General features: G+C 64.5%; 16 protein-coding genes and 1 pseudogene. 13 read left to right on the plus strand and 4 right to left on the minus strand.

Annotation, left to right across the window (positions count from 1 at the left end; genetic code table 11):
• The first annotated feature begins 110 nt into the window (after positions 1-110).
• The 3 genes from VL129_RS04990 to VL129_RS05000 are packed head-to-tail and all read left to right on the plus strand — an operon-like array spanning position 111 to position 3,008.
• Positions 111-1,286 carry an NAD(P)/FAD-dependent oxidoreductase gene (locus VL129_RS04990; protein WP_325410702.1) on the plus strand — a complete coding sequence of 392 codons (1,176 nt, stop codon included), beginning with the start codon at positions 111-113 and terminating at the stop codon, positions 1,284-1,286.
• Entirely contained in the window at positions 1,283-2,101 is an 819-nt protein-coding gene (locus VL129_RS04995; RefSeq protein WP_325410704.1) for an aldo/keto reductase, read from the plus strand. Before VL129_RS04990 ends, VL129_RS04995 begins: the two co-directional genes overlap by 4 nt.
• Positions 2,102-2,138: 37 nt before the next feature.
• A complete protein-coding gene (locus tag VL129_RS05000) occupies positions 2,139-3,008 on the plus strand; it encodes a metal ABC transporter ATPase (protein WP_325410706.1) in 870 nt (289 codons plus the stop codon).
• Positions 3,009-3,117: 109 nt separating this feature from the next.
• On the opposite strand, the pseudogene VL129_RS05005 reads toward VL129_RS05000, so the two are convergent.
• From VL129_RS05005 to aceE, 3 genes and pseudogenes are all read right to left on the minus strand, one after another.
• Positions 3,118-4,785: pseudogene (locus VL129_RS05005) on the minus strand (putative bifunctional diguanylate cyclase/phosphodiesterase); the annotation flags it as partial.
• Between the two features lie 302 nt (positions 4,786-5,087).
• Entirely contained in the window at positions 5,088-6,785 is a 1,698-nt protein-coding gene (gene aceF / locus VL129_RS05010) for a dihydrolipoyllysine-residue acetyltransferase (RefSeq protein WP_325410708.1), read from the minus strand.
• 10 nt (positions 6,786-6,795) lie between these two features.
• Entirely contained in the window at positions 6,796-9,444 is a 2,649-nt protein-coding gene (aceE, locus tag VL129_RS05015) for a pyruvate dehydrogenase (acetyl-transferring), homodimeric type (RefSeq protein ID WP_325410710.1), read from the minus strand.
• 399 nt (positions 9,445-9,843) lie between these two features.
• Here aceE and glnE point away from each other — a divergent pair, with 399 nt between their 5' ends.
• From glnE to msbA, 10 genes are all read left to right on the plus strand, one after another.
• Positions 9,844-12,765, plus strand: coding sequence for a bifunctional [glutamate--ammonia ligase]-adenylyl-L-tyrosine phosphorylase/[glutamate--ammonia-ligase] adenylyltransferase (glnE, locus tag VL129_RS05020; RefSeq protein ID WP_325410712.1), 2,922 nt, complete (start codon positions 9,844-9,846; stop codon positions 12,763-12,765).
• A gap of 52 nt (positions 12,766-12,817) precedes the next feature.
• The gene (locus tag VL129_RS05025) at positions 12,818-13,741 is read left to right on the plus strand and encodes a branched-chain amino acid transaminase (RefSeq protein WP_027590168.1); all 924 of its coding nucleotides are present in this window, start codon (positions 12,818-12,820) and stop codon (positions 13,739-13,741) included.
• A gap of 140 nt (positions 13,742-13,881) precedes the next feature.
• On the plus strand, positions 13,882-14,916 hold the full coding sequence (gene waaF / locus VL129_RS05030; protein ID WP_325410715.1) for a lipopolysaccharide heptosyltransferase II: 1,035 nt from the start codon (positions 13,882-13,884) through the stop codon (positions 14,914-14,916).
• Positions 14,917-15,912, plus strand: a complete 996-nt coding sequence (gene rfaC / locus VL129_RS05035) for a lipopolysaccharide heptosyltransferase RfaC (RefSeq protein WP_325410717.1) — start codon at positions 14,917-14,919, stop codon at positions 15,910-15,912.
• A 297-nt stretch (positions 15,913-16,209) separates the two neighbouring features.
• Positions 16,210-17,025: a lipopolysaccharide core heptose(I) kinase RfaP gene (gene rfaP, locus VL129_RS05040; protein ID WP_325410719.1), complete on the plus strand. Its 816-nt coding sequence runs from the start codon at positions 16,210-16,212 to the stop codon at positions 17,023-17,025.
• A 10-nt stretch (positions 17,026-17,035) separates the two neighbouring features.
• On the plus strand, positions 17,036-18,163 hold the full coding sequence (locus VL129_RS05045; RefSeq protein WP_325410721.1) for a BUD32 family EKC/KEOPS complex subunit: 1,128 nt from the start codon (positions 17,036-17,038) through the stop codon (positions 18,161-18,163).
• Positions 18,160-19,242: a lipopolysaccharide 1,6-galactosyltransferase gene (gene waaB, locus VL129_RS05050; RefSeq protein ID WP_325410723.1), complete on the plus strand. Its 1,083-nt coding sequence runs from the start codon at positions 18,160-18,162 to the stop codon at positions 19,240-19,242. The genes VL129_RS05045 and waaB overlap by 4 nt, the downstream gene beginning before the upstream one ends.
• A gap of 300 nt (positions 19,243-19,542) precedes the next feature.
• Entirely contained in the window at positions 19,543-20,523 is a 981-nt protein-coding gene (locus VL129_RS05055) for a glycosyltransferase family 2 protein (protein ID WP_325410725.1), read from the plus strand.
• An 80-nt stretch (positions 20,524-20,603) separates the two neighbouring features.
• Positions 20,604-21,719 carry a glycosyltransferase gene (locus VL129_RS05060; protein WP_325410727.1) on the plus strand — a complete coding sequence of 372 codons (1,116 nt, stop codon included), beginning with the start codon at positions 20,604-20,606 and terminating at the stop codon, positions 21,717-21,719.
• Positions 21,720-21,932: 213 nt separating this feature from the next.
• Positions 21,933-23,735, plus strand: a complete 1,803-nt coding sequence (gene msbA / locus VL129_RS05065) for a lipid A export permease/ATP-binding protein MsbA (RefSeq protein WP_325410729.1) — start codon at positions 21,933-21,935, stop codon at positions 23,733-23,735.
• 4 nt (positions 23,736-23,739) lie between these two features.
• Here the strand turns inward: msbA and VL129_RS05070 are convergent, their stop codons facing one another.
• The gene (locus VL129_RS05070) at positions 23,740-24,516 is read right to left on the minus strand and encodes a lipopolysaccharide kinase InaA family protein (protein WP_325410732.1); all 777 of its coding nucleotides are present in this window, start codon (positions 24,514-24,516) and stop codon (positions 23,740-23,742) included.
• Positions 24,517-24,557 lie beyond the last annotated feature (41 nt).

Raw genomic sequence — 24,557 nt, forward strand, 5'->3', positions numbered from 1 at the left:
CTACAGGTTACGAGGGTGATGATTCCCCCGGGTCCTTCGCGGCTGAAGCCGCGCCCACACCGGTGGGCACGGTTTATACTGCCGGCCCGTTTCGATCACGAGCCCGCACCATGTCCGAAGCCCTGAGTACCGATGTCCTGATCGTTGGTGGCGGCATTGCCGGCCTGTGGCTGAATGCCCGGCTGCGGCGCGCCGGCTACGCCACCCTGCTGGTGGAGAGCGACCGGCTGGGCGGCGGGCAGAGCGTCAAGTCGCAGGGCATCATCCACGGTGGCACCAAGTACGCCCTGCACGGCGCGCTGACCGGCTCCTCCGAGGCCATCGCCGACATGCCGGGCCGCTGGCGCAAGGCACTCAACGGCGAGGGCGAGCTGGATCTTTCCGGCGTGCGCCTGCTCTCCGACGCCCACTATCTATGGTCGCCCGGCAGCCTGGCCGGCAACCTGACCAGCTTCTTCGCCAGCAAGGCCATGCGCGGCCGGGTCGACGCGGTGAAGGGCGAACAGCTGCCGCCGGCGCTGCAGCACCCGCAATTCAAGGGCAAGGTCTACCGGCTGGCCGAACTGGTGCTCGACGTGCCCAGCCTGATCACCCGCCTGGCCGAGCTGGCCGCCGACGGCCTGCTGGCCGCCGAGCGTATCGAGGCGCTGCACGAGGACGGTGCGCTCACCGGCCTGCGCGTCGATGGTCGCGAAATTCGTGCCCGGCGCATCGTGCTCAGCGCCGGCGAAGGCAATGCCGCGCTGCTCGCCGCGCTCGGTCTGGAGCAGCCGAAGCAGCAACTGCGCCCGCTGCACATGGTGCTGGTCAAGGGGCCGAACCTGAAGCCGATCTACGCCCACTGCCTGGGCGGCGGACCCAAGCCGCGCGTCACCATCACCACGCACCCGGCCGCCGATGGCCAGTGGGTCTGGTACCTGGGCGGCGACCTGGCCGAAGCCGACGGCGTGGCCCGCGACGAGGCCGCGCAGATCGCCGCGGCGCGCAAGGAAATCGCCGACCTGCTGCCCTGGGTCGACCAGCAGGCGCTGCGCTGGGCCACCTTGCGCGTGTCGCGCGCCGAGCCGGCACAGTCCGGCCTGGTGCGCCCGGACAACGCCTTCCTCGCCGAGCAGGGCCGCCTGCTGGTCGGCTGGCCGACCAAACTGGCGCTGGCGCCGGACTTCGCCGACCGCGTATTCGCCAGTCTGGAGCGCGACGGCGTTCGGCCGTCGGCGCAGTCCGCCTTGCCGGCGTTGCCGCGCCCGGCGGTGGCCCGCCCGGTCTGGGAGGAACTGCTGCCGTGAGCGATCTCAAGCAGCTGCATGATCTGCATCGCCCGCTGGGCAGCACCGGCCTGACCGTTTCACCGCTGGGGCTGGGCACCGTCAAGCTGGGCCGCGACCAGGGCGTGAAATACCCCAACGGCTTTCGCATTCCCGACGATGCCGAGGCTCGCCAGCTGCTGGCGCTGGCCCGCGAGCTGGGCATCAACCTGATCGACACCGCGCCAGCCTACGGCACCAGCGAGGAGCGCCTCGGCCCGCTGCTGCGTGGCCAGCGCGACCAGTGGGTGATCGTCAGCAAGGTGGGCGAGGAGTTCGAGAACGGCCAGTCGCGCTTCGACTTCTCGCCGGCGCATACCCGGTTGTCGGTGGAGCGCAGCCTCCAGCGGCTGGAAACCGAGCATATCGACCTGGTGCTGGTGCATTCGGACGGCAACGACGTGGCCATCCTGCGCGACAGCGGGGTCTACGAGACCCTGGCCGAGCTCAAGCGCGAGGGCAAGATCGGCGCCTTCGGCATCTCCGGCAAGACCGTGGCGGGCGGCCTGCTGGGGCTGGAACGCGGCGATTGCGCGATGGTCACCTACAACCTCAACGAACAGGCCGAAAAACCGGTGCTGGACTACGCTGCCAGTCACGCCAAGGGCATCCTCATCAAGAAGGCCCTGGCCAGCGGCCATGTCTGCCTGGCGCCGGGGACGGATCCCGTGCGCGCCAGCTTCGAGCTGCTGTTCGGTCACCCGGGTGTGTGCAGCGCCATTGTCGGCACCATCAACCCGCTGCACCTGGCCCACAACGTCGCGACGGCTGCCGCCGTCATCCGTTCCATCCGCTAAGGCCGCAATCGCGGCCGCTTCCCCGCAAGGAGGCACCATGCCGCGAACCCTGCTCAGCAAACTTCCCGGTGACTTCAAGACCCTGCCGCTGCGGGTCGAGGCCAGCAGCGAGGGGTTGCGTTACCAGAGCCTCGGCCTGCCGCTCAACTTCGGCCAGATGCTGGCCCGCCGGCGGCCGGTCGCCATCGATGACCCGCATTGCTTCAGCGTCGAACTGGCCAACCTCGGCGTCTCGGTACGCCTGACACTGCACTGGCAGGGCCGCGATTACTGGATCCTGGTGCGCCAGCAGCGCGCGGATCGCCAGGACGACGTGCTCAAGCTGATTTCCGGCTACGTGCCGGCCCACGAGCTGGGCCTGCCGCTGTTTACCGCCATGCAGGAAATCGCCGAGGAGTGTCTGATCGAGCACGCCGATGGCTGGCTGGCCGGGCGCTTCGCCGATGCCTGGCTGCCCATGCCCTACCGCGACAGCCTGCGTTACCTGGCCAACAGCCATTTCAGCCTGCAGGCGCTCGGCGGTGGTGACAGTCCGGTGCGTTGCGGCGCGTTGTGCCTGGCCGGCGAGCCCCACGCCTACGTGCACCAGCCCACCGCGTCGCTGCAGCTGGTTTACGACCTGCGCCTGAAACTGCCGGACGATTGCCAGCGGCCCAGCCTCTACCACGTGGACGAGTGCCTGGAGGAGGATCGCCTGGTGGCCCGCCTGGACCGCGACCGCCCGGACATCTACCTGCTGGAACCGCTCCACGGCGAACTGCACAGCCTGCGTAACGGCCGCCTGCAGTCGGTGGACACGCGCGATCTGTGGCTTTCGGAAAGCTTTGCGGTCCAGGAAGGCTGGCTGATCCGTGACGAGCGGGTGGCGTTCGAGCAGTGGCGCGCGCAACGCCAGGCGGCGAGTTAGCCAGAGCCAACCGTGCAGGCCTTGCCTGAAAGCTCGCGAACAAATTCGCTCCCACGGGATTAGTGCGGGTTCTTTTGTGGGAGCGGACTTGTCCGCGATTTGCGGTTCGTCAGGCGTTCACGGTGTAGCCGCGCAGGCGCTCCAGCAGCTCGCGGCCGTCGATGGGCCGGTCGAACAGGTAGCCCTGGCCGGTGTCGCAACGCTGGCGGCGCAGGAAATTCAGCTGCTCCTGGGTCTCGATGCCTTCGGCCACCACGCGCAGGCGCAGCTTGTGGGCCATGGCGATCACTGCGGCGGTGATTTCCATGTCGTCCTGGTTGCCCGGGATGTCCTTCACGAAGCTGCGGTCGATCTTGATGGTGTCCAGCGGAAACTTCTTCAGATAGCTGAGCGAGGAATAGCCGGTGCCGAAGTCGTCCATGGCCAGGGTGAAGCCCAGCGCCTTGAGCTGATGCAACTGCTCGTGATTGGCCTGGCTGGCGTCCAGCAGCAGGCTCTCGGTCAGCTCCAGCTCCAGGCGCGACGCCTCGATGCGCTCCTGCGCGAGAATGTCGCGCAGCGCGTTGACCAGTTCGGTGTCGTGGAACTGGCGGGGCGACAGGTTGATGGCGATGCGCACCTCGCCCATGCCGGCGGCGTCCAGGCGGTGCAGCATGCGGCAGGCCTCGCGCACCACCCATTTGCCGATCGGCACGATCAGCCCGGTTTCCTCGGCCAGGCCGATGAAGGCGTCCGGCGGGAACATGCCCTCGGTGGGATGCTGCCAGCGCAGCAGCGCTTCCAGGCCGGTCAGGCGGTCGGTCTTCAGGCACAGCTTGGGCTGGTAATACAGCAGCAGCTCGTTGCGCTCGATGGCGTGGCGCAGGTTGTGCTCGATGAACTGGCGGCGATGGGCTTCGGCATCCAGCTCCGGGGTGAACATCTGCCAGCGGTTCTTGCCGCTGGTCTTGGCCTTGTGCAGCGCCAGGCCGGCTTGTTGCATCAGCTGCTGGGCATGGCCGTCGGGCTCGATATTGCGCACCAGGCCGATGGAGGCGGTGACGTTGATCAGCTGGTTGGCCACGAACAGCGGGCGGCTGAGCAGGTGCAGCAGTTGCCGGGCCACTTCCTCGGCATTCATGTCGGCGGCGTCGAGCAGGGCGGCGAACTCGTTGCTGGCGAAGCGCGCCAGACAGGCCTTGGGCCCCAGCGCGTTGCGCAGGCGCCGCGACAGGCTGGTCAGCACCTTGTCGCCGGTCTCGTGGCCGAGGGTCTCGTTGATGCGTTTGAAGTTGTCGATGTCCATCAGCAGCAGGCTGAAGGGCGCGTCTGGCGCTTCGCTCAGCTGCTGCTCGAGGCGATCGATGAAATAGGGGCGATTGCCCAGCCCGGTGAGGCTGTCGCGCAGGGTCTGCTGTGCCTGGCGCTGATAGTTCAGCTTGTTGAGCGTGACGTCCTCGCACAGGCCGAGCAGGTGGGTGGTGACCCCTTCGGCGTCGCGGACCCGGGACACCCACATGTGTCCCCAATAGGGTTCCAGGCTCTTGCGCTGGCTGCGGAACTCCACCTGCCAGCTGTCGTTGTCCGGCTTCTGGCGCAGCGCGGTGCGCACCAGTTCCGGCAGGCTGGCCAGGGCGGGAATTTCGTCCAGCAAGCGACCCTGCAGTTCGCTGGGACTGTACTGGGTGATGGCCTCGAAGCGCGCGTTGGAGAAGACCACGCGCCCGTCGATGTCGACCAGCAGGAAGGCTTCGGCGCTCTGTTCCAGGGCGCGACGACACAGGTCGGCGGTGGTAGTCACGGCGTCACCTGGGTGAAACGCAGGGCGGGGAGAGACAAGATCAGATCCATACGATCCATGAGATGCGAACGATTCCCTAGTGTAACGGCTGAGCGCGTTACTGGCACGTGGCCATTATCCCGCTCCCGGCCGGCAAAGGCATAGCGTCGGATACGGGCGAGCGTGCTGCGAATCACAAAACGGGAGATGGCCGGCCGCGTGGCGGCGGCAAAAAAAAGCCCCGCCTTGCGGCGGGGCTGGAGAGACGAGCGTGGCGTGCTCGTTTGAGGAAAGCGGCCGGGCCAAAGCCCGGCGAAGGGTTACAGCAGCAGCGTGCGGATATCGGCGAGCAGCTCGGACAGGCGCTTGGTGAAGCGCGCGGCGGCGGCGCCGTTGATCACGCGGTGGTCGTAGGACAGTGACAGCGGCAGCATCAGGCGCGGCTGGAAGGCCGCACCGTCCCATACCGGCTGCAGGGTGGCCTTGCTGACGCCGAGGATCGCCACTTCCGGCGCGTTGACGATCGGCGTGAAGCCGGTGCCGCCAATATGGCCGAGGCTGGAGATGGTGAAGCAGGCGCCCTGCATGGCGTCGGCGCCGAGCTTCTTGTTGCGCGCCTTGTCGGCCAGCTCGGCGGCCTCGCCGGCCAGCTGCAGCAGGCTCTTCTGGTCTACGTCGCGGATCACCGGCACCAGCAGGCCGTCCGGGGTGTCCACGGCGAAACCGATGTGCACGTACTTCTTGCGGATCAGCGCGGCGCCACTGGGCGCCAGCGAGCTGTTGAAGTCCGGCATTTCCCTGAGCAGGTGCGCGCAGGCCTTGAGTAGCAGCGGCAGCACGGTCAGCTTCACGCCGGCCTTTTCCGCCGCCGCCTTCTGCGCGGTGCGGAAGGCTTCCAGTTCGGTGATGTCGGTCGACTCGAACTGGGTCACGTGCGGCACGTTCAGCCAGCTGCGGTGCAGATTGGCGGCACCGACCTGCATCAGGCGGGTCATGGCCACTTCTTCGATTTCGCCGAACTTGCTGAAGTCCACCGCCGGGATCGGCGGGATGCCCGCACCACCAGCAGCCGTGGCCGGCGCGGCCTGGGTCTGCTGCATCATCGCCTTCACATAGCCCTGCACGTCTTCCTTGAGCACGCGGCCGTGCGGACCGGTCGGGGTGACACGGGCCAGGTCGATGCCGAACTCGCGGGCCAGTTGGCGCACCGCCGGACCGGCATGCACCTGGGAGGCGGGCCGCCTGGGCGGCTCGACCAGCGGGGCGATGCTGGCCAGCGGCGGGTTGTCGCCGCTGGCGCTGGGCGCCGGTGCTTGCGCAGGCTTCGGCTGTTCAGCCGCCGCCGGAGCAGGCGCCTTGGCAGGTGCTTGCGTGGCGGCTGCTGGCGCCTCGGGTTGTGCCGCCGCAGCCGGCGCGGCGCCTTCCACCTTGAGGGTGAGGATCAGGTCGCCGGTGCCGACTTCGGCATCCAGCTGCACGGCAATGGCTTCCACCACGCCGGCGGCCGGCGAGGGGATTTCCATGCTGGCCTTGTCGGACTCCAGGGTGATCAGCGACTGCTCGGCGCTCACCGTGTCGCCGGCCTTGACCAGCACTTCGATGACGCGCGCCTTGCCGGCCGAACCGATGTCCGGCACGCGGATTTCCTGGCTGCTGGCCGGTGCCGGCGCGGCGGCGGGTGCCGTGGCTTTCTCGGCGGCAGGCGCGGCGGCCGGCGCTGCCGGTGCAGCGGCCTCGGCCTTGGCGGCGGCGGCCGGCTCGGGAGCCGGCGCGCTGGCGCCGGCATCGTCGCTATCCAGCTCCAGCAGTTCGTCGCCTTCCTTGAGGCGGTCGCCCAGCTTGACCTTCAGGCTCTTCACCACGCCGGCCTTGGGCGCGGGAATCTCCATGCTGGCCTTGTCGGATTCCAGGGTCAGCAGGCTCTGCTCGGCCTCGATGCGGTCGCCCACCTTGACGAACAGCTCGATGACTTCGCCTTCGCCGCTGCCGATGTCCGGGACACGAATCAGTTCACTCATGGTTCGCTCCTCAGCAGTCCAGCGGGTTGGGCTTGTTGGTGTCGATGCCGAAACGGGCGATGGCTTCGGCCACCACCTTGCGCTCGATCTCGCCACGGTCGGCCAGGGCTTCCAGCGCGGTCAGCACGACCCAGTTGCGGTCCACTTCGAAGAAGTGGCGCAGCTTCTCGCGGGTGTCGCTGCGGCCGAAGCCATCGGTGCCCAGCACCTTGTATTCCTTGACCGGCACCCACTGGCGAATCTGGTCGGCGAACAGCTTCATGTAGTCGCTGGAGGCGATGACCGGGCCCTTGCGGCCGCCCAGGCACTGCTCAACGTAGGTCTGCTGCGGCTTCTGCTCCGGGTGCAGGCGGTTGTGGCGCTCCACCGCCAGGCCTTCGCGGCGCAGCTCGTTGAAGCTGGTGACGCTCCACACGTCGGCGCCGACCTTGTACTCCTCGCGGAGGATCTTCGCCGCTTCGCGCACTTCGCGCAGGATGGTGCCGCTGCCGAGCAGCTGCACGTGACAGGCGGCTTCCTTCTTGTCCTCTTCGAGCAGGTACATGCCCTTGATGATGCCGTCCTCGACGCCCTCGGGCATGGCCGGTTGGGTGTAGGACTCGTTCATCACCGTGAGGTAGTAGAAGACGTTCTGCTGCTCCTCGGTCATCTGGCGAATGCCTTCGCGGATGATCACCGCCAGCTCGTAGCCGTAGGTCGGGTCGTAGCTGCGGCAGTTGGGGATGGTGCTGGCCAGGATGTGGCTGTGACCGTCCTCGTGCTGCAGGCCCTCGCCGTTGAGCGTGGTGCGTCCGGCGGTGCCGCCGACCAGGAAGCCGCGCGCGCGGCTGTCGCCGGCGGCCCAGGCCAGGTCGCCGATGCGCTGGAAGCCGAACATCGAATAGAAGATGTAGAACGGCAGCATCGGCTGGTTGTGCGTGCTGTAGGCGGTCGCGGCGGCGATCCAGCTGGACATGGCGCCGGCCTCGTTGATGCCTTCCTCGAGGATCTGGCCCTTCTTGTCCTCGCGGTAGAACATCACCTGGTCCTTGTCGACCGGCTGGTACAGCTGGCCGACGGAGGAGTAGATGCCGAGCTGACGGAACATGCCTTCCATGCCGAAGGTACGCGCCTCGTCCGGCACGATGGGCACGATGCGCGAACCGAGGTCCTTGTCCTTGACCAGCTGCGCCAGGATGCGCACGAAGGCCATGGTGGTGGAGATCTCGCGATCGCCCGAGCCGTCGAGGATGGCCTTGAGGGTCTCCAGCGGCGGGGTCGGGATGCTGAAGCTCTTGGCGCGCCGCTGCGGTACCGGGCCGCCGAGCTTTTCACGGCTCTTGAGCAGGTACTTCATTTCCGGGCTGTCCAGCTCGGGCTTGAAGAACGGCAGGTCCTCGAGCTGGTCGTCGGGGATCGGCACACCGAAGCGGTCGCGGAACACCTTCAGGCTGTTCAGGTCGACCTTCTTCACGTTGTGGGCGATGTTCTGCGCCTCGCCCGAGCCGGTGCCGTAGCCCTTGATGGTCTTGGCCAGGATCACCGTCGGCTGGCCGGTGTGGTGCACCGCCGCGTGGTAGGCGGCATACACCTTGAACGGGTCGTGGCCGCCGCGATTGAGCTTCCAGACCTCGTCGTCGGAGAGGTCTTCGACCATCTTCAGCAGCTCGGGGTTGGCGCCGAAGAAGTGCTGGCGCACGAAGGCGCCGTTGTTGGCCTTGTAGTTCTGGTAGTCGCCGTCGACCACCTCGTCCATGCGCCGCTGCAGGATGCCGTCCTGGTCCTTGGCGAACAGCGGGTCCCACAGGCGGCCCCAGATCACCTTGATGACGTTCCAGTCGGCGCCGCGGAAGTTGCCTTCCAGCTCCTGGATGATCTTGCCGTTGCCGCGCACCGGGCCGTCCAGGCGCTGCAGGTTGCAGTTGATGACGAAGATCAGGTTGTCCAGCTTCTCGCGGCCGGCCAGGGAAATGGCGCCCAGGGATTCCGGCTCGTCGGTCTCGCCGTCGCCCAGGAAGCACCAGACCTTCTGCTTGCCGGCGGGGATGAAGCCACGGCTCTCCAGGTACTTCATGAAGCGTGCCTGGTAGATGGCCTGGATCGGGCCCAGGCCCATGGACACGGTGGGGAACTGCCAGAAGTCCGGCATCAGCCAGGGGTGCGGGTAGGAGGACAGGCCGTTGCCGTCCACCTCGCGGCGGAAGTTGTTCAGCTGGTCTTCGGTGATGCGGCCTTCCAGGAAGGCGCGGGCGTAGACGCCGGGCGCGGCGTGGCCCTGGAAGTAGATCAGGTCGCCGCCGTGTTCTTCGGTCGGGGCCTGGAAGAAGTAGTTGAAGCCGATGTCGTACAGGGTGGCGCTGGAGGCGAAGGTGGAGATGTGACCGCCCAGGCTGGAGTCCCGCTTGTTGGCTCGCGCCACCATGGCCAGTGCGTTCCAGCGCACCAGCGAGCGCACGCGGCGCTCCATGAACAGGTCACCGGGCATGCGCGCCTCGTGGGTGACCGGGATGGTGTTGCGATAGGGCGTGGTGATCGCGTAGGGCAGCTGCGTGCCGCTGCGCGAGGCCCGCTCGCCCATGCGGGTGATCAGGTACTTGGCGCGGTCCTCGCCTTCTCGGTCGAGGACCGATTCCAGGGCGTCCAGCCACTCCTGGGTTTCGATGGGATCATGGTCTTGCATGGCTTGCTCCAGGACTCCAGGCGACCTTTTGAGTCGCCCCGATGACACCGCTGCGTCGTGGCTGCGGGGTCTTTTGTTGTTCATTGTGTACCGGGGACAATCGGCGCTTGTAGTTTTACTACAAAAATCGCTGACCCAACAGTCATCGCGAAAATTATGTAGCTCAACTACACGAGTGACCGCCGTCCCTGGACAGGTCCTGTCCGCGAAAGGGAAGCATAGCCGGGATGCCCGCGGATGGGCCGGGCCACTGTCTGTGCAGGAGGGCTTCGGCCGCGAGTTGTTGCGTGACGCCCCCCGCATGTGCGCTTCTTGCTTGCGACCGCGCGCCGCTTGACTAACCCCCCCGCGATGCCCTCTGCTGGCGCCCTGTTCGTCCCCTCGCACAAGGAATCCCCCATGAGTCTGCCCTCCCTGGTTGCCATCCCGGCGTCGCTGGCCGATCTCGCCGAGCGGCCAGCTGCCGCGCTGCGTGCCCGCCTGGCTGAGCGAGGGCGGGCGGACGACTGGCCGGCGGCGCGCCGGGAGGCCTTCGCCCGCGCCTGCGCGGCCAGCGATTTCGTCGCCGAGCAGGCGCAGCGGGATGTCGAGGCGCTGCTCGAGCTGGCGGAGTCCGGCGAGCTGGAGCGCAGCCTGCGTCCCGGTGAGTTGCGCGCTCAGCTGCAGACGCTGTTGGCCGACTGCGAGCAGGAAGACGACTTGGCCCGCCGCCTGCGACGTTTCCGCAACCGCCAGCAGCTGCGCATCATCTGGCGCGATGTGAATCGTCTGGCCGACTTGGGTGAAACCTGCCGCGACCTCTCCGATCTGGCGGACGCCTGCATCGACCTGGCCTACCACTGGTTGTACCCGCGGCATTGCGAGCAGTTCGGCACGCCGATGGGGCGCCGCTCCGGCACGCCGCAGCAGATGGTGATCCTCGGCATGGGCAAGCTGGGTGCCCACGAACTGAACCTGTCCTCGGACATCGACCTGATCTTCGGTTTCCCCGAAGGCGGCGAAACCGAAGGGGTGCGCCGTTCCCTCGACAACCAGGAATTCTTCAATCGCCTCGGCCAGCGGCTGATCAAGGCGCTGGATGCCATCACCGTCGACGGCTTCGTGTTCCGCGTCGACATGCGCCTGCGTCCCTATGGCTCGGCCGGCGCGCTGACCCTGAGCTTCGCCGCGCTGGAGCAGTACTACCAGGACCAGGGCCGCGACTGGGAACGCTACGCGATGATCAAGGCGCGCGTGGTCGGCGGCGACCAGCTCGCCGGCGCGCAGCTGCTGAAGATGCTGCAACCCTTCGTTTACCGGCGCTATCTGGATTTCTCGGCCATCGAGGCGCTGCGCAGCATGAAGCAGCTGATCCAGCAGGAGGTGCGCCGCAAGGGCATGAGCGAGAACATCAAGCTCGGCGCCGGCGGCATCCGCGAGGTGGAGTTCATCGCCCAGGCCTTCCAGCTGATCCACGGTGGTCGCGACCTCAGCCTGCAGCAGCGACCGTTGCTGCCGGTGCTGGCCGTGCTGGAGGCCGAAGGCTACCTGCCGGCGCCGGTGGTGGCCGAGCTGCGCGACGGCTACCGCTTCCTGCGCTACGTCGAGCACGCCCTGCAGGCGCTGGCCGACAAGCAGACGCAGATGCTGCCCGAGGATGCCCGCGAGCGGGCGCGGGTCGCCTTCATCATGGGCTTCGATGACTGGACATCCTTCATGGCGCGTCTGGAGCAGTGGCGCGAGCGCATCGACTGGCATTTCCGCCAGGTGATTGCCGACCCGGACGAGGACGCCGAGGAGCAGGCCGGCGGCGGCGAGTGGCTGGCGCTGTGGCAAGGCGATCTGGAGGAGGACAGCGCCATCCGCCAGCTGGCCGAGCTGGGCTTCGCCGGCCCGGAACACGCCTGGCGACACCTGCACGACCTGCGCGGCGGCAGCCAGGTGCGCAGCATGCAGCGCCTGGGCCGCGAGCGGCTGGATGCCTTCATGCCGCGTCTGCTGGCGCAGGTGGCCGAACAGGACGATCCGGACCAGGTACTGGAGCGTGTCATGCCGCTGGTGGCGGCGGTGGCGCGGCGCTCGGCCTACCTGGTGCTGCTGTCCGAGAACCCCGGCGCGCTGACCCGGCTGCTGCAGCTGTGCGCCGCCAGCCCGCTGGTCGCCGAGCAGATCGCGCGCTTCCCCCTGCTGCTCGATGAGCTGCTCAACGAAGGCCGCCTGTACAGCCCGCCGCAGGCCCCGGAGCTGGCCGCCGAATTGCGCGAGCGGCTGATGCGCATTCCCGAGGACGACCTCGAACAGCAGATGGAGGCGTTGCGCCACTTCAAGCTGGCGCACAGCCTGCGCGTGGCCGCCTCGGAGTTCGCCGGCACCCTGCCGCTGATGAAGGTCAGCGATTACCTGACCTGGCTGGCCGAGGCGATTCTCGAACAGGTGCTGGCGCTGGCCTGGCGGCACACGGTGGCCCGGCACGGCACACCCAAGCGCGCCGATGGCGGCGACTGCGACCCGGACTTCATCATCGTCGGCTACGGCAAGGTGGGCGGCATCGAGCTGGGTCACGGCTCGGACCTGGACCTGGTGTTCATCCACGACGGCGACCCGCAGGCGGAAACCGACGGGGCCAAGCCCATCGACGGCACCCAGTTCTTCACCCGCCTGGGGCAGCGCATCATCCACCTGCTGACCGCGCAGACCACCTCCGGCCAGCTCTACGAGGTGGACATGCGCCTGCGTCCCTCGGGCGACGCCGGGCTGCTGGTCAGCTCGCTGGCGGCTTTCGAACGCTACCAGCAGCAGGAAGCCTGGACCTGGGAGCACCAGGCGCTGGTGCGCGCCCGGGTGCTGGTGGGCAGCCCGCGGGTGGCGCAATGCTTCGAACAGGTGCGCGGCGAGGTGCTGGGCCGCGCCCGCGATCTGGACAAGCTGCGGGCCGAAGTCAGCGAAATGCGCGCCAAGATGCGCGACAACCTGGGCACCCGCGCCACCGATGCCGGTCGCGGCGAAAACGCCTTCGACCCCGCGCAGAGCTTCGATCTCAAGCAGGATGCCGGTGGTATCGTCGATATCGAATTTATGGTGCAATACGCGGCCCTGGCCTGGTCGCACCAGCATCCGGAGCTGCTCCGCTACACCGACAACATCCGCATTCTGGACGGCCTCGGCGCGGCCAACCTGCTGCCCGAAACGGACGTCCAGCTATTGCAGGAGGCCTACAAGGCCTACCGAGCCGCAGCCCACCGCCTGGCCCTGCAGAAACAACCCGGCAAGGTGCCGGGCGATCAGTTCCCCGACTCGCGCCGCCTGGTACAGCGCATCTGGCAGGAACTGGGACTGAACTGACTTCACGCAGGCGGCCGTGGGCCGCCTCACTTGACCTTTGAGGAATGCAACGATGTCGATGGCTGACCGCGACGGTGTGATCTGGTACGACGGCAAACTGGTGGAATGGCGCGGCGCGACCACCCATGTGCTGACCCACAGCCTGCACTACGGCATGGGCGTGTTCGAAGGCGTGCGTGCCTACGAGACCCCGCAGGGCACCGCGATCTTCCGTTTGCAGGCGCACACCGACCGCCTGTTCGATTCGGCCCACATCATGGGCATGAAGATCCCCTACACCAAGGAAGAGATCAACGAAGCCACCAAGGCGGCGGTGCGCGAGAACGGCCTGGCCAGCGCCTACATCCGTCCGCTGGCGTTCTACGGTTCCGAAGGCATGGGCATCCGCGCCGACAACCTGAAGGTGCACGTGATCGTCGCCGCCTGGCACTGGGGCGCCTACATGGGTGAGGAGGCGCTGGAGCGCGGCATCAAGATCCGCACCAGCTCGTTCACCCGTCACCACGTGAACATCTCCATGACCCGCGCCAAGGCCAGCGGCCACTACATCAACTCGATGCTGGCCCTGCAGGAAGCCGTTTCCGCCGGCGCCGACGAGGCGCTGCTGCTGGATCCGGAAGGCTACGTGGCCGAGGGTTCGGGCGAGAACATCTTCCTGGTCAAGGACGGCGTGATCTACACCCCCGAGGTGACCGCCTGCCTGAACGGCATCACCCGCAACACCGTGCTGACCCTGGCCCGCGAGCTGGGCGTGGAGATCGTCGAGAAGCGCATCACCCGTGACGAGGTGTACATCGCCGACGAGGCCTTCTTCACCGGCACCGCCGCCGAAGTGACGCCGATCCGCGAGCTGGACGGCCGGCAGATCGGCATCGGCCGCCGCGGTCCGGTCACCGAGAAGTTGCAGAAGGCCTACTTCGACCTGGTCACCGGCAAGACCGACGCCCATCCCGAGTGGCGCACCCTGGTCAAGTGATTCACCAGCGTAGGGTGGGTTAGACCGCAGGTCGTAACCCACTATCCGGCCCGCAGGGGCGGCCAACGGATGCCTGGCGACATCCTTGGTGGGTTACGCCGCGAGCGCGGCTGACCCACCCTACGGGGACAATTCCTAGTATGAACATTCTGATCATCGGACCCAGCTGGGTCGGCGATATGGTGATGGCCCAGACGCTGTTCACCTGTCTGAAACAGCAACACCCCGATTGCGCCGTCGACGTGCTGGCCCCGGAGTGGAGCCGGCCGATCCTCGAGCGCATGCCCGAGGTGCGCGAAGCGCTGAGCTTCCCGCTCGGCCATGGCGTGCTGGAACTGGCCACCCGCCGGCGCATCGGCAAGTCCCTCAAGGGGCGCTACGACCAGGCGATCCTGCTGCCCAACTCGCTGAAGTCCGCGCTGGTGCCGTTCTTTGCCGGCATCCCCAGACGCACCGGCTGGAAGGGCGAGATGCGCTATGGGCTGCTCAACGACATCCGTGTCCTCGACAAGCAGCGCTATCCGCTGATGATCGAACGTTTCATGGCGCTGGCCTACGCGCCGGGCGCCGATCTGCCGCAGCCGTATCCGCGCCCGTCGTTGCAGATCGACGAGGCCAGCCGCGCCGCCGCGTTGCAGAAGTTCGGCCTGACCCTGGATCGTCCGGTACTGGCGCTGTGCCCTGGCGCCGAGTTCGGCGAGGCCAAGCGCTGGCCGGCCGAGCACTACGCCAAGGTGGCGGAGGTCAAGATTCGCGAAGGCTGGCAGGTCTGGTTGTTCGGTTCCAAGAACGACCATCCCGGCGGTGAGACCATCCGCGAGCGGCTGATTCCCGGCCTGCGCGAGGAAGTCAGCAATCTGGCCGGCGAAACCAGCCTGGCCGAGGCCATCGACCTGCTGTCCGCCGCGTCCGCGGTGGTCTCCAACGACTCCGGCCTGATGCATGTGGCGGCGGCGCTGAATCGTCCGCTGGTGGCGGTGTACGGCTCCACCTCGCCGCAGTTCACTCCGCCGCTGGCCGAGCAGGTGGAAATCGTGCGCCTCGGCTTGGAGTGCAGCCCGTGCTTCGAACGCACCTGCCGCTTCGGTCACTACGACTGCCTGCGCCAGCTCAAGCCGCGTGCGGTGATCGAGGCGCTCGATCGCCTGGTGCCGCAGCCGGTCGAGGTGAAATGAGTGAAGGTGCTGCTGATCAAGACGTCGTCCATGGGCGACGTCATTCACACCCTGCCGGCGCTCACCGATGCCGCGCGCGCCATTCCCGGCATCCGCTTCGACTGGGTGGTGGAAGAGGGCTTCGCCGAGATTCCCGCCTGGCACCCGGCGGTGGATCAGGTGATTCCGGTGGCGATTCGCCGCTGGCGCAAGAACCTGTGGAAAACCTTCAAAAATGGCGAGTGGCGCCAGTTCAAGCAGCGCCTGCGTGAAGGCAATTACGATCTGATAATCGACGCCCAGGGCCTGCTGAAAAGCGCCTGGCTGACCCGCTACTCTCGCGCGCCGGTGGCCGGCCTGGACCGCGACTCGGCCCGCGAGCCGCTGGCCAGCCGCTTCTACGACCGCACCTTCCACGTGCCGAAGGAGCAGCACGCCCTCGAGCGGGTGCGACAGCTGTTCGCCCAGGCGCTGGGTTATTCGCTGCCCGACTCGATTGGCGATTACGGCCTGAACCGCGCCGCGCTGGCCGAACCGTCCGCCACTCCCTATATCGTGTTCCTGCACGGCACCACCTGGGCCAGCAAGCACTGGCCGGAAGCCGACTGGCGCGCCCTGGCCGAACGGCTGAGCGCCGACGGCTGGGCGATCCGCCTGCCGTGGGGCAACCCCGGCGAAAAGGCCCGCGCCGAACGCATCGCCGCCGGCCTTTCCGGCGTCGAGGTGCTGCCCAAACTGAACATCGTCGGCGTCGCCCGCGTGCTGGCCGGCGCCCGCGCCTGCGTGGCGGTGGACACCGGCCTCGGCCACCTGGCCGCCGCGCTGGACGTGCCGAGCATCTCCCTCTACGGCCCGACCCGCCCCGGCCGCGTCGGCGCCTACGGCAAGGGTCAGGTGCACCTGTGCGCCAGCGGCCCGAACGCCGGCAGCGGTGACCGCGAAAAGCCCTGTTTCGAGGGGCTGGGTGCGGAAAGGGTGTATCCCGAACTGCAGCGCCTGTTGGCGGCACCCGCCTGACAAAGCGAGTGGCGGCGCGCAATGCGCCGCCGGTTTCACTCTTTCACCTGCCAAGGCATGACTCGTTTCGCAGACGGTCCGGGTTCCGGGGTGCGACTGTGTCTGCCGATCCTGGCATGAGCCGAGTGGGGTCCTGCGGCGAACCTCCGTGATTGTGACAATTGGCCTGTCGATGCGCGTGTATCGCAAAGCGGGATACTGTATCGTTTCGCGCCTCGCAGAACTTAAGCTTCGCTTGCTGATCTAGGCACGGATGCCCTTAACCGCAGGCAGGGCTGTATCGGAGGTGGAGATTTGATGAACCTGTTTCTTGCCGAACCACTATCGACCCTCTGGGCCGGCAAGGATCCTTTCGCCGAGGTCGAAACGCTGCAGGGTCCCGTCTACCGGCAGAAGGAAGGCCGGAAAGTGTTCCGGGTGGAGCTGTTCGGTCGCGGCTATTTCGTCAAGCTGCACCGTGGGGTGGGCTGGGGCGAGATCTTCAAGAATCTGCTGAGTTTCCGGCTGCCGGTGCTGGGCGCCCGCCAGGAACTGAGTGCCATTCGCCGTCTGGAACAGGCCGGCATCGCCACGCTCAACCCGGTGGGTTTCGGCCAGCGCGGATTCAATCCGGCCCGGCAGTTCTCCTTCCTGATTACCGAGGAGCTGGCTCCCACCATCAGCCTGGAGGACTTCTGCCAGGACTGGGCGCGGACCCCGCCGCCCGTTGCGCTCAAGCGGGCGCTGATCGGTCGGGTGGCGCAGATCGTGCGCGACATGCACGCCGCCGGCCTCAACCACCGCGACTGCTACCTGTGCCATTTTCTGCTGCATACCGACAGCCCGCCCACGCCCGATCACCTGCCGCTGTCGGTGATCGACCTGCATCGCTCGCAGGTGCGCACCCGGGTACCGCTGCGCTGGCGCGACAAGGATCTGGCCGGGTTGTACTTCTCGGCGCTCGGCATCGGCCTGACGCGCAGTGATAAGCTGCGCTTCCTCAGGGCCTACTTCGGGAAGCCGCTTCGCCAGGTGCTGGTCGAAGAAGCTTCGGTACTGGCCTGGATGGAACGCAAGGCGGCGCGCATACAGGCGCGCGATCAGCGCAAGATCGCCGAGGGCGAGCAGAGATGAGGGGTAGCCGGTGGAGTTGCATGAACTGGTGCGGGTTGGCAGCGAAGGGCCACTGCCAGCGACCATAGAACTGGCGGACTGTGCCGGCTCGCAGGTGCGCTTGCAGGTATGTGAGTGGCTGCATGTCACGCCGGCCCGTCATGATGTGCTGGCTCGCTGGGGTGACCGCTACGTATTGGCGCGTTTCCTGACCGGCCCGGATTCGGGTCTGAGTCTGGAGCGTGAGAAAACCGGTGCGCGCCAGTTGGCCGCGCAGGATCTGCCCAGGCTGGTTTTGCTCAGGGAAGGCCGGACGCCGGATTTGAATGCCTGGCTGCTGTATGAGGCTGGCGATGACGCGCAGAGCCTGGACGTGGTCTGGCGCGACCTGGCCAGCCTGCCGCCACTGGCCGATGCCCAGCAGGCGCTGATGGGTGAAGCCCTCGGTGCGCTGGGCAGCCTGCACGGCAAGGGGCTCTGGCCGGCTGATCCGGAGCTTCGGAACTTCATTCGCTATCAGGGGCAGGTCCATCTGCTCGATGCCGGCACACTGTGCAGCGAGACCCCCGGCTCGCCTCTGGGGCGAGACAAGGTCCTGGTCAATCTCGGCCAGTTCTTCGCCCAGTTTCCGGCTCGCTTCGAACCCTGGTACGAGGAGTTGCTGGTCTACTACCTGCTGGCCAATGGCGAGCATGCGCTGCCTCTTGAGGCGCTCCTCAAGGAGGTCGCCAAGGCCCGCGAGCAAGGCATGCGCCAGCAACTGGCTCAACTGGACCGGGAAAGTCCTGTCTGCGTAGCGAAGCGTGGCGCTGGAATGCTGCGGGTAGTGCTGCGCAGCGAGGAGGCGCGACTGCGGGCCATCATGGCCGATCCGGAGGCTGCCATTCGTCGTGGCGTTCCAAGCGAAGCCGGTGGCGATGTGCTCGCTGTTCGGCTGGAAACCTCCGCAGGGCCTGTGCGACTGATCCGCTGCCCAGCCCCAGCCGGGTGGCGGCGTCTGCTCGCCAGCCCGGCCTGGCGGGCCTGGATCAATGGGCAGCGCCGTTACCTGCTCGGCGAAACAACCAGGCGCCCACTGGCCGTGCTGGAGCAGCGCCGCTTCGGCCTGCGCGGCGCGAGCTACCTGATTACCGAGGCAGACACAGAGGATCGAGGATGAAAATCGTCTTCGTCGGCGAGGCGGTCTCCGGATTTGGCGGCATGGAAACCGTCATTCGCACGCTGGTGCGCTGTTTCCGCGAGGATGCAGTGCCGGTGGATTGCGCGATCTATTTCTTCTGCCGCGATGAGCGGATGGACAAGGGCTGGCTTGCAGGCCTCGACGCTGCCTATTCCTATTCGCGCAACCGGATTGCCTACCTGCGCAACCGAACCCATGTTCGACGCTTCTCGCGCTTTCTCCGGGAGGAGCGCCCGGATGTCGTCATCTCGATCGATCCGATTTCCTGCCTGCTGGCGGCTCGCGCCCGAAAGGCGGCGAAGCTGGCCTTGCCGCTGTACTCCTGGGTGCACTTCTCGCTGGACCACAAAAAGCACGCGGATTGCATCGTCCATGCGGATTACCACCTGGCGATCAGCTCCGGCATCAAGGCGCAGATTGCCGCCCGAGGGGTCGATCCACAACGGATCTTCACGGTATTCAACCCGGTCGAGCCGCAGGCGCAAACCATCCCGCACCCAGCGCCGGGCGAAGAATGCGTGTTTCTCTACATGGGGCGGATGAAGTTCGAAGGACAGAAGCGCATCAAGGATCTGCTGGACACATTGGCGCAGGTCAAGGGCGCATGGCGGCTGCATATGGTCGGCGACGGCTCGGACATGGAGCGCTGCCAGGCGTATGGCCGAGAGTTGAGGATCGATGAGCGCATCGTCTGGCATGGCTGGCAGGCCGAACCGTGGGGGTATGTGCGGGAGCGGATTGGTCCGGTGTCCGCGCTGCTGCTGACGTCAGCCTTCGAGGGATTTGGGATGACACTGGTCGAAGCGATGTCGTATGGGATTTACTGCATCAGCTCCGATTGCCCGTCGGGACCGGCGGATATCATTCGTGAGGGCGTAAACGGCAAGCTGTACGCTCCGGGTGATCTGCGGACTTTCCAAGGGTTGTTGCAGCAGGTAATCGATACTGGTGTGCAGGTCGATCAGGAAGGGATCAAGCGGGCGATCGATGGTTTTTATGTGGATAGATATTATCGAAATTTCAGAGGTTTTTTTGAATCAACTGCCAAGCGTGGTTGAGCCGCTTAATTGCTGCGAATCTCGTATTGGCTGTGCCTGCAAACCTCTTGCTGCGGTGGACAGCAACCCAGTATCCCGCTCATGAGCTAAGCGGTCCTGCGCGCGACGCTCCTCCATTGTTAGCTCTATGCGGATGTGAGCTTCGTTTTGGTATCTTCTCTCCTGCGATTTCTCTATAAAATGGCTGGCAGGCCGTAGCTTCTTCGGGTAAATTTCTGAGGAAAATTAACCCGGTCGATCCTTTTGATTTCTAAGGGATACTTTGGGGCTCGGCGGGGCTTTGAAATAGCGGAGTTTTGTGTGGAAAACGTCAGGCCGTTGGTTTCGATAATCATCCCTGTTTATCGTGTTGAAGAATATATAAGGCGCTGTATCAATTCGGTTGTTGGGCAGACTTATAGGAATGTTGAGGTCATCCTTGTTGATGATGGCTCGCCAGACCGCTGTGGCGAAATTTGTGATGAGTATGCTTTGCAAGATTCCCGAGTACAAGTTGTTCATCAGAAAAATGGTGGGGTGAGTGCGGCGCGTAACATAGCGCTTGATAGGGCTTCGGGTGCTTATGTAATGTTTGTGGATGCGGATGACTATATTGATGCGTCTTTGGTCGAGGTTTTGGTCGATAAGGCGGATGAGTTACAGGCGGAAATACTGTTATTTGACCACTGTGAGGTTAATGCAAAGGGTATAAAGCCATTTTTTAATGACTGGTACCCTGGGATATCAGCTGAAGAGCTGAAGCGTCGGATTGTTCGGGATACGGTCTATAATTCTCCGTGGGGGAAGTTTTTCAGGAAAGAGCTTTGGGGTGATGTCAGATTTCCGGTGGGTCAGCTTTATGAGGATCTTTATGTAATGCCCTCGGTTGTAATTCGGGCAAATAATTTGGCTTATGTGAAACTATCGCAGGTTGGTTATTATTATAATAGGGTTAATGTTGACTCAATTACTGCTGCCGTTAGGGATAGGGGAGCGTTAAACAGGTTTTACAGGGCTTTGGCTGTCGAGGAACACCGAAGGATAGCGGAGCAGATGGGTTGGGCTGATATTGCAGGCTGGGCGGAAGCTAAAGTTGTGCAGGAGATGATTCGATCTCTGTATGCGAACTCGAGGGCTCCGGAGCTTTCTGTTGATAAGCTGAATGTTGTTTTCGATTACCTCGGCACGCATAGAGAGGCTGTCAGAAGTTTAAGTTTGAAATACAGGGTGCTGTTCTGGTCGATTTTTTCATTCCCGTTGCTTGCTAAATTATACGGGCGAGTCCGATTTAAATTTAATTGAATATTTGCTGGTGCTGTTTGGAAGTATTTCCGCAGCTAGCTGCTCTAGGTTGAAGGGAATTTTAGCTTGTGGAGTGATGTATGAAGGTTGGATTCTTGGTTTTGGGGCGGCAAGATGGCAAGGGTGGCTTGGAGAATGTGCTCTTGCATGTGGTGGAGGGTTTGAAAGCTCGGGATATTGAGTCTATTGTTTTTTTTCTACAGCCTTTCAAGGATAGGGGTTATAAAAAAAATTTTGAGAGCTATTATGAGTTTTCGATGCCTCCTATTCTGCGAGATAAAAATTTTTTTCGTCCCAGGGTGCTGTATAACTTGTTTTTGAGGTTGGGGGTTAGAGATATATTAAAAAGGGTTTCTCATTCCTGTGATGCGTTAGTGATCCTTAACGTTGAGCCTGTACTGTATAGGCTTAGAAAAGAGTTTGTACTTTTTAGGGAGGAAAATCCTGCGATCCCTCTATTTTCATGGCCCCATGGTACGCTTTCCATAGATAGTGGTGATGTGGTCTCTGCAGCTTTGGATTTATTCGATGAGCATTTGGCAATTAGCAAAGGGCTCATGACCGAGCTTTCAGTTGGTTTTAACCGGCAGAATGTAACGTTTGTTGGGAATCCTATTCGGGAGGCTCAGCTTATACCGAGGGATGCTCGTAGATTTATTTACGTTGGGCGGACCGATCCGGAGAAGCGGGTATTGGATCTGATCGGAATGCTCGCAGGCCTGAGGGGAGAGTGGACGCTTGATTTGATTGGTGGCTCTATGACAAGAGGGCGAGATGATGAGTTAAAGCGCCTGGTTATAGAGAAAGGGTTGGTAGATAGGGTTAGATTGCATGGCTGGCAGGAGGATCCTTGGAGTTTGGTCGATTCTGCAGGGGTTTTATTGCTTAATTCTAAGTACGAGGGATTTGGCCTGGTTATTGCTGAGGCAATGATGCGGGGGATTCCGTGTGTTTCAAGCAATTGTCCAGTGGGTCCTGCGAGTATTATTAGGGAAGGGGTTAATGGGTGGTTGTTTGAATTGGATGATCAAAGTCGTTGTCTAGGGATTTTGCAGAGTATTCTAGATGGGGAAACCTCTCTGCCTAGTAGAGAGTCGGTAAGAGATTCTGTTGTTGAGTTTTCGGTCGACAGGGTTGTTGATCGCTTTCGAGATGCGCTGCAGGAGGCAAAAAGTTTTTCCGGTCAGAATAAATGACAAGGAGCTGATGGTGGCTTGGTCTTTCGGTGGAAACTCTGCCGTGTCTGCCGTGTCTGCCGTTCATACGGACATATTGCCTCCGCTCGTCGAAATCCAGCCATTCCGGTGGTGGCGAAGTGTTGCTGTGGGGGAGTTCGTTCAAGCGTGCTCGGACGCCCTGTCGCCGAGCCCATGCTAGAATCCGCCCCCTGCCGTCCCGGACCCCTGTGCATGAGCCATTCCGACCCGCGCGCCGCCGGCGCCTCCAGCTTCAGGATCTATCTGCGCCTGCTGGGCTATGTGAAGCCTTATATCGGCTATTTCGCCCTGAGCATCCTGGGCTTCGTGATTTTCGCCTCTGGCCAGCCGATGCTGGCTGGCATCCTCAAGTACTTCGTCGATGGCCTGGCCAACCCGGAAGCCGCGATGTTCCCGGGCGTCCCGCTGCTGCAGGATTTCAAGCTGCTGGAAATCGTGCCGCTGATGATCGTGGTGATTGCCGCGTGGCAGGGCATCGGCTCCTTCCTTGGTAACTACTTCATTTCCAGGGTCTCCCTCGGGCTGGTCCACGACCTGCGGGTCGCGTTGTTCAACAGCCTGCTGGTGCTGCCCAACCGTTATTTCGACGAGCACAACTCGGGTCATCTGATCTCGCGCATCACCTACAACGTGACCATGGTGACCGGCGCGGCCACCGAGGCGATCAAGATCATGATCCGCGAAGGCCTGACAGTGATCTTCCTGTTCGCCTACCTGCTGTGGATGAACTGGAAGCTGACCCTGGTGATGGTGGCCATCCTGCCGGTGATCGGGGTGATCGTTGGCATCGCCGGCAAGAAGTTCCGCAAGCAGAGCAAGCGCATCCAGGTCTCGATGGGCGATGTTACCCATGTGGCCTCGGAAACCATCCAGGGTTACCGCGTGGTGCGCAGTTTCGGCGGCGAGTCGTATGAGTCGCGGCGTTTCCTGGAGGCCAGCGCCAACAATACTCACCGGCAACTGCGCATGACCCGTACCAGTGCCATCTACACGCCGACCTTGCAACTGGTGACCTATAGCGCCATGGCGGCGGTGCTGTTCCTCGTGCTGCTGTTGCGTGGCGAGGCGACGGTGGGCGAGCTGGTCGCCTACATCACCGCTGCTGGCCTGCTGCCCAAGCCGATCCGTCAGCTCTCGGAAATCAGCTCGACCATCCAGAAGGGCCTGGCCGGCGCCGAAAGCATCTTCGAGCAACTGGACGAAGCGCCCGAGCCGGATCGCGGCACCCAGGAGCGCGAGCGGGTGACCGGGCGGCTCGAGGTGCGCAACCTGAACTTCCGCTACCCAGGCAGCGACAAGGCGGTGCTCAGCGACATCAGCTTCACCGCCGAGCCGGGACAGATGGTGGCGCTGGTCGGGCGTTCGGGCAGCGGCAAGTCGACTCTGGCCAACCTGATTCCGCGCTTCTATCAGCACGAGCAGGGGCAGATCCTGCTCGACGGCATGCCGGTCGAGGACTACCGGTTGCGCAATCTGCGCCGCCACATCGCCCTGGTCACCCAGCAGGTCACCCTGTTCAATGGCACCGTCGCCGATAACATCGCCTACGGCGATCTGGCCGGCGCGCCCCGCGAGCAGATTGAGCAGGCCGCCGAGGCGGCCTATGCGCGGGAGTTCATCGATCGTCTGCCGGAGGGCTTCGACACCGACGTCGGCGAAAACGGCGTGCTGCTGTCCGGCGGCCAACGCCAGCGCCTGGCCATCGCCCGGGCGTTGCTGAAGAACGCCCCGGTGCTGATTCTCGATGAAGCGACTTCGGCGCTGGACACCGAGTCCGAGCGGCATATCCAGGCTGCGCTGGATCGGGTGATGAGCGGGCGCACCACGCTGGTGATCGCCCACCGGTTGTCCACCATCGAGAAGGCCGACTTGATCCTGGTGATGGATCAGGGGCGCATCGTCGAGCGTGGCAACCACGCCGAGCTGCTGGCCCAGCAGGGCTATTACGCCCGGTTGCATTCCCACCAGTTCAAGGACGAGGACGCCGAGGCCTGAGTGGCTAGCTGAAGTCCAGCCCCTTGGACTTCAGCCGCTTGCGGATCAGGGCCAGGATGCGGTCGGCTTCGGCGGCAGAGTCGGCATAGCGGTCGAGAAACAGCCGAAAGGGCTCGGGACTCTGCGCGAACTGGGTCAGACGCAGGCCCAGGTTGGCCAGGCTGCGTTCCTGCTGGTGCCGGCGCAGCCATGCTGGGCTGCGCCGGGTGCGGTCATTGTCGAACAGGATCAGACGCCCCTCGTCGGTGAACGCCAGGTTGTACGGCGTACAGTCACCATGCACGAAGCCGGCCCGGTGGAAGCGGCGCAGCTCGTCGGCGGTCGAGGCCAGCACGGCCCGGGTTGCCTCGGCATCCGGCGCGGTATCCAGCCGTTGCGCCAGGTTGGTGCCCAGGCGCTCATAGCTGATGAACAGTTCGGTCGGCCAACCCCAGGATGAACGACGCCGGGCGGCAAGGATCGGCAGCGGACAGACGAAGCCCTCGGCCAGCAGGGCCTGCGAGACACGCAGGATCGCCAGGGCCCGCGAGGGGCGCAGGTACCATTTCAGGTCGCTGACCCAGCGGCGCGGGCCGTGCGCGTCGCCGCCGCTGCGCAGGATCTTCACGTACACCCGTCCCGCCGGGGTTTCGACCCGGCGCACCTGCCGCGAAGGGAAGTCGACCACCGACTCGCCGGGATTCAGCGTCAGCCAGCCATCCACATCCTCCAGCAGCGACTGCCAGCCGTTGGCGATGCGGCCGTGCCAGCCCTGCGAGTGGTAAGGGACATAGAACGTCATGGGTTGGAGGAGGCTCCGGTCAGGTGGGGAATGTGGCCGGT

The organism is Pseudomonas sp., from assembly GCF_035497915.1.
In the GTDB taxonomy this organism is placed as follows: domain Bacteria; phylum Pseudomonadota; class Gammaproteobacteria; order Pseudomonadales; family Pseudomonadaceae; genus Serpens.

What these genes read in the sequence shown, in the direction of transcription:
- VL129_RS04990 (WP_325410702.1), top strand. Translation starts at nt 111, where the DNA reads ATGTCCGAAGCCCTGAGTACCGATGTCCTGATCGTTGGTGGCGGCATT.
- VL129_RS05000 (WP_325410706.1), top strand. Translation starts at nt 2,139, where the DNA reads ATGCCGCGAACCCTGCTCAGCAAACTTCCCGGTGACTTCAAGACCCTG.
- aceF (WP_325410708.1), bottom strand. Translation starts at nt 6,785, where the DNA reads ATGAGTGAACTGATTCGTGTCCCGGACATCGGCAGCGGCGAAGGCGAA.
- aceE (WP_325410710.1), bottom strand. Translation starts at nt 9,444, where the DNA reads ATGCAAGACCATGATCCCATCGAAACCCAGGAGTGGCTGGACGCCCTG.
- glnE (WP_325410712.1), top strand. Translation starts at nt 9,844, where the DNA reads ATGAGTCTGCCCTCCCTGGTTGCCATCCCGGCGTCGCTGGCCGATCTC.
- VL129_RS05025 (WP_027590168.1), top strand. Translation starts at nt 12,818, where the DNA reads ATGTCGATGGCTGACCGCGACGGTGTGATCTGGTACGACGGCAAACTG.
- waaF (WP_325410715.1), top strand. Translation starts at nt 13,882, where the DNA reads ATGAACATTCTGATCATCGGACCCAGCTGGGTCGGCGATATGGTGATG.
- rfaP (WP_325410719.1), top strand. Translation starts at nt 16,210, where the DNA reads ATGAACCTGTTTCTTGCCGAACCACTATCGACCCTCTGGGCCGGCAAG.
- waaB (WP_325410723.1), top strand. Translation starts at nt 18,160, where the DNA reads ATGAAAATCGTCTTCGTCGGCGAGGCGGTCTCCGGATTTGGCGGCATG.
- VL129_RS05060 (WP_325410727.1), top strand. Translation starts at nt 20,604, where the DNA reads ATGAAGGTTGGATTCTTGGTTTTGGGGCGGCAAGATGGCAAGGGTGGC.
- msbA (WP_325410729.1), top strand. Translation starts at nt 21,933, where the DNA reads ATGAGCCATTCCGACCCGCGCGCCGCCGGCGCCTCCAGCTTCAGGATC.
- VL129_RS05070 (WP_325410732.1), bottom strand. Translation starts at nt 24,516, where the DNA reads ATGACGTTCTATGTCCCTTACCACTCGCAGGGCTGGCACGGCCGCATC.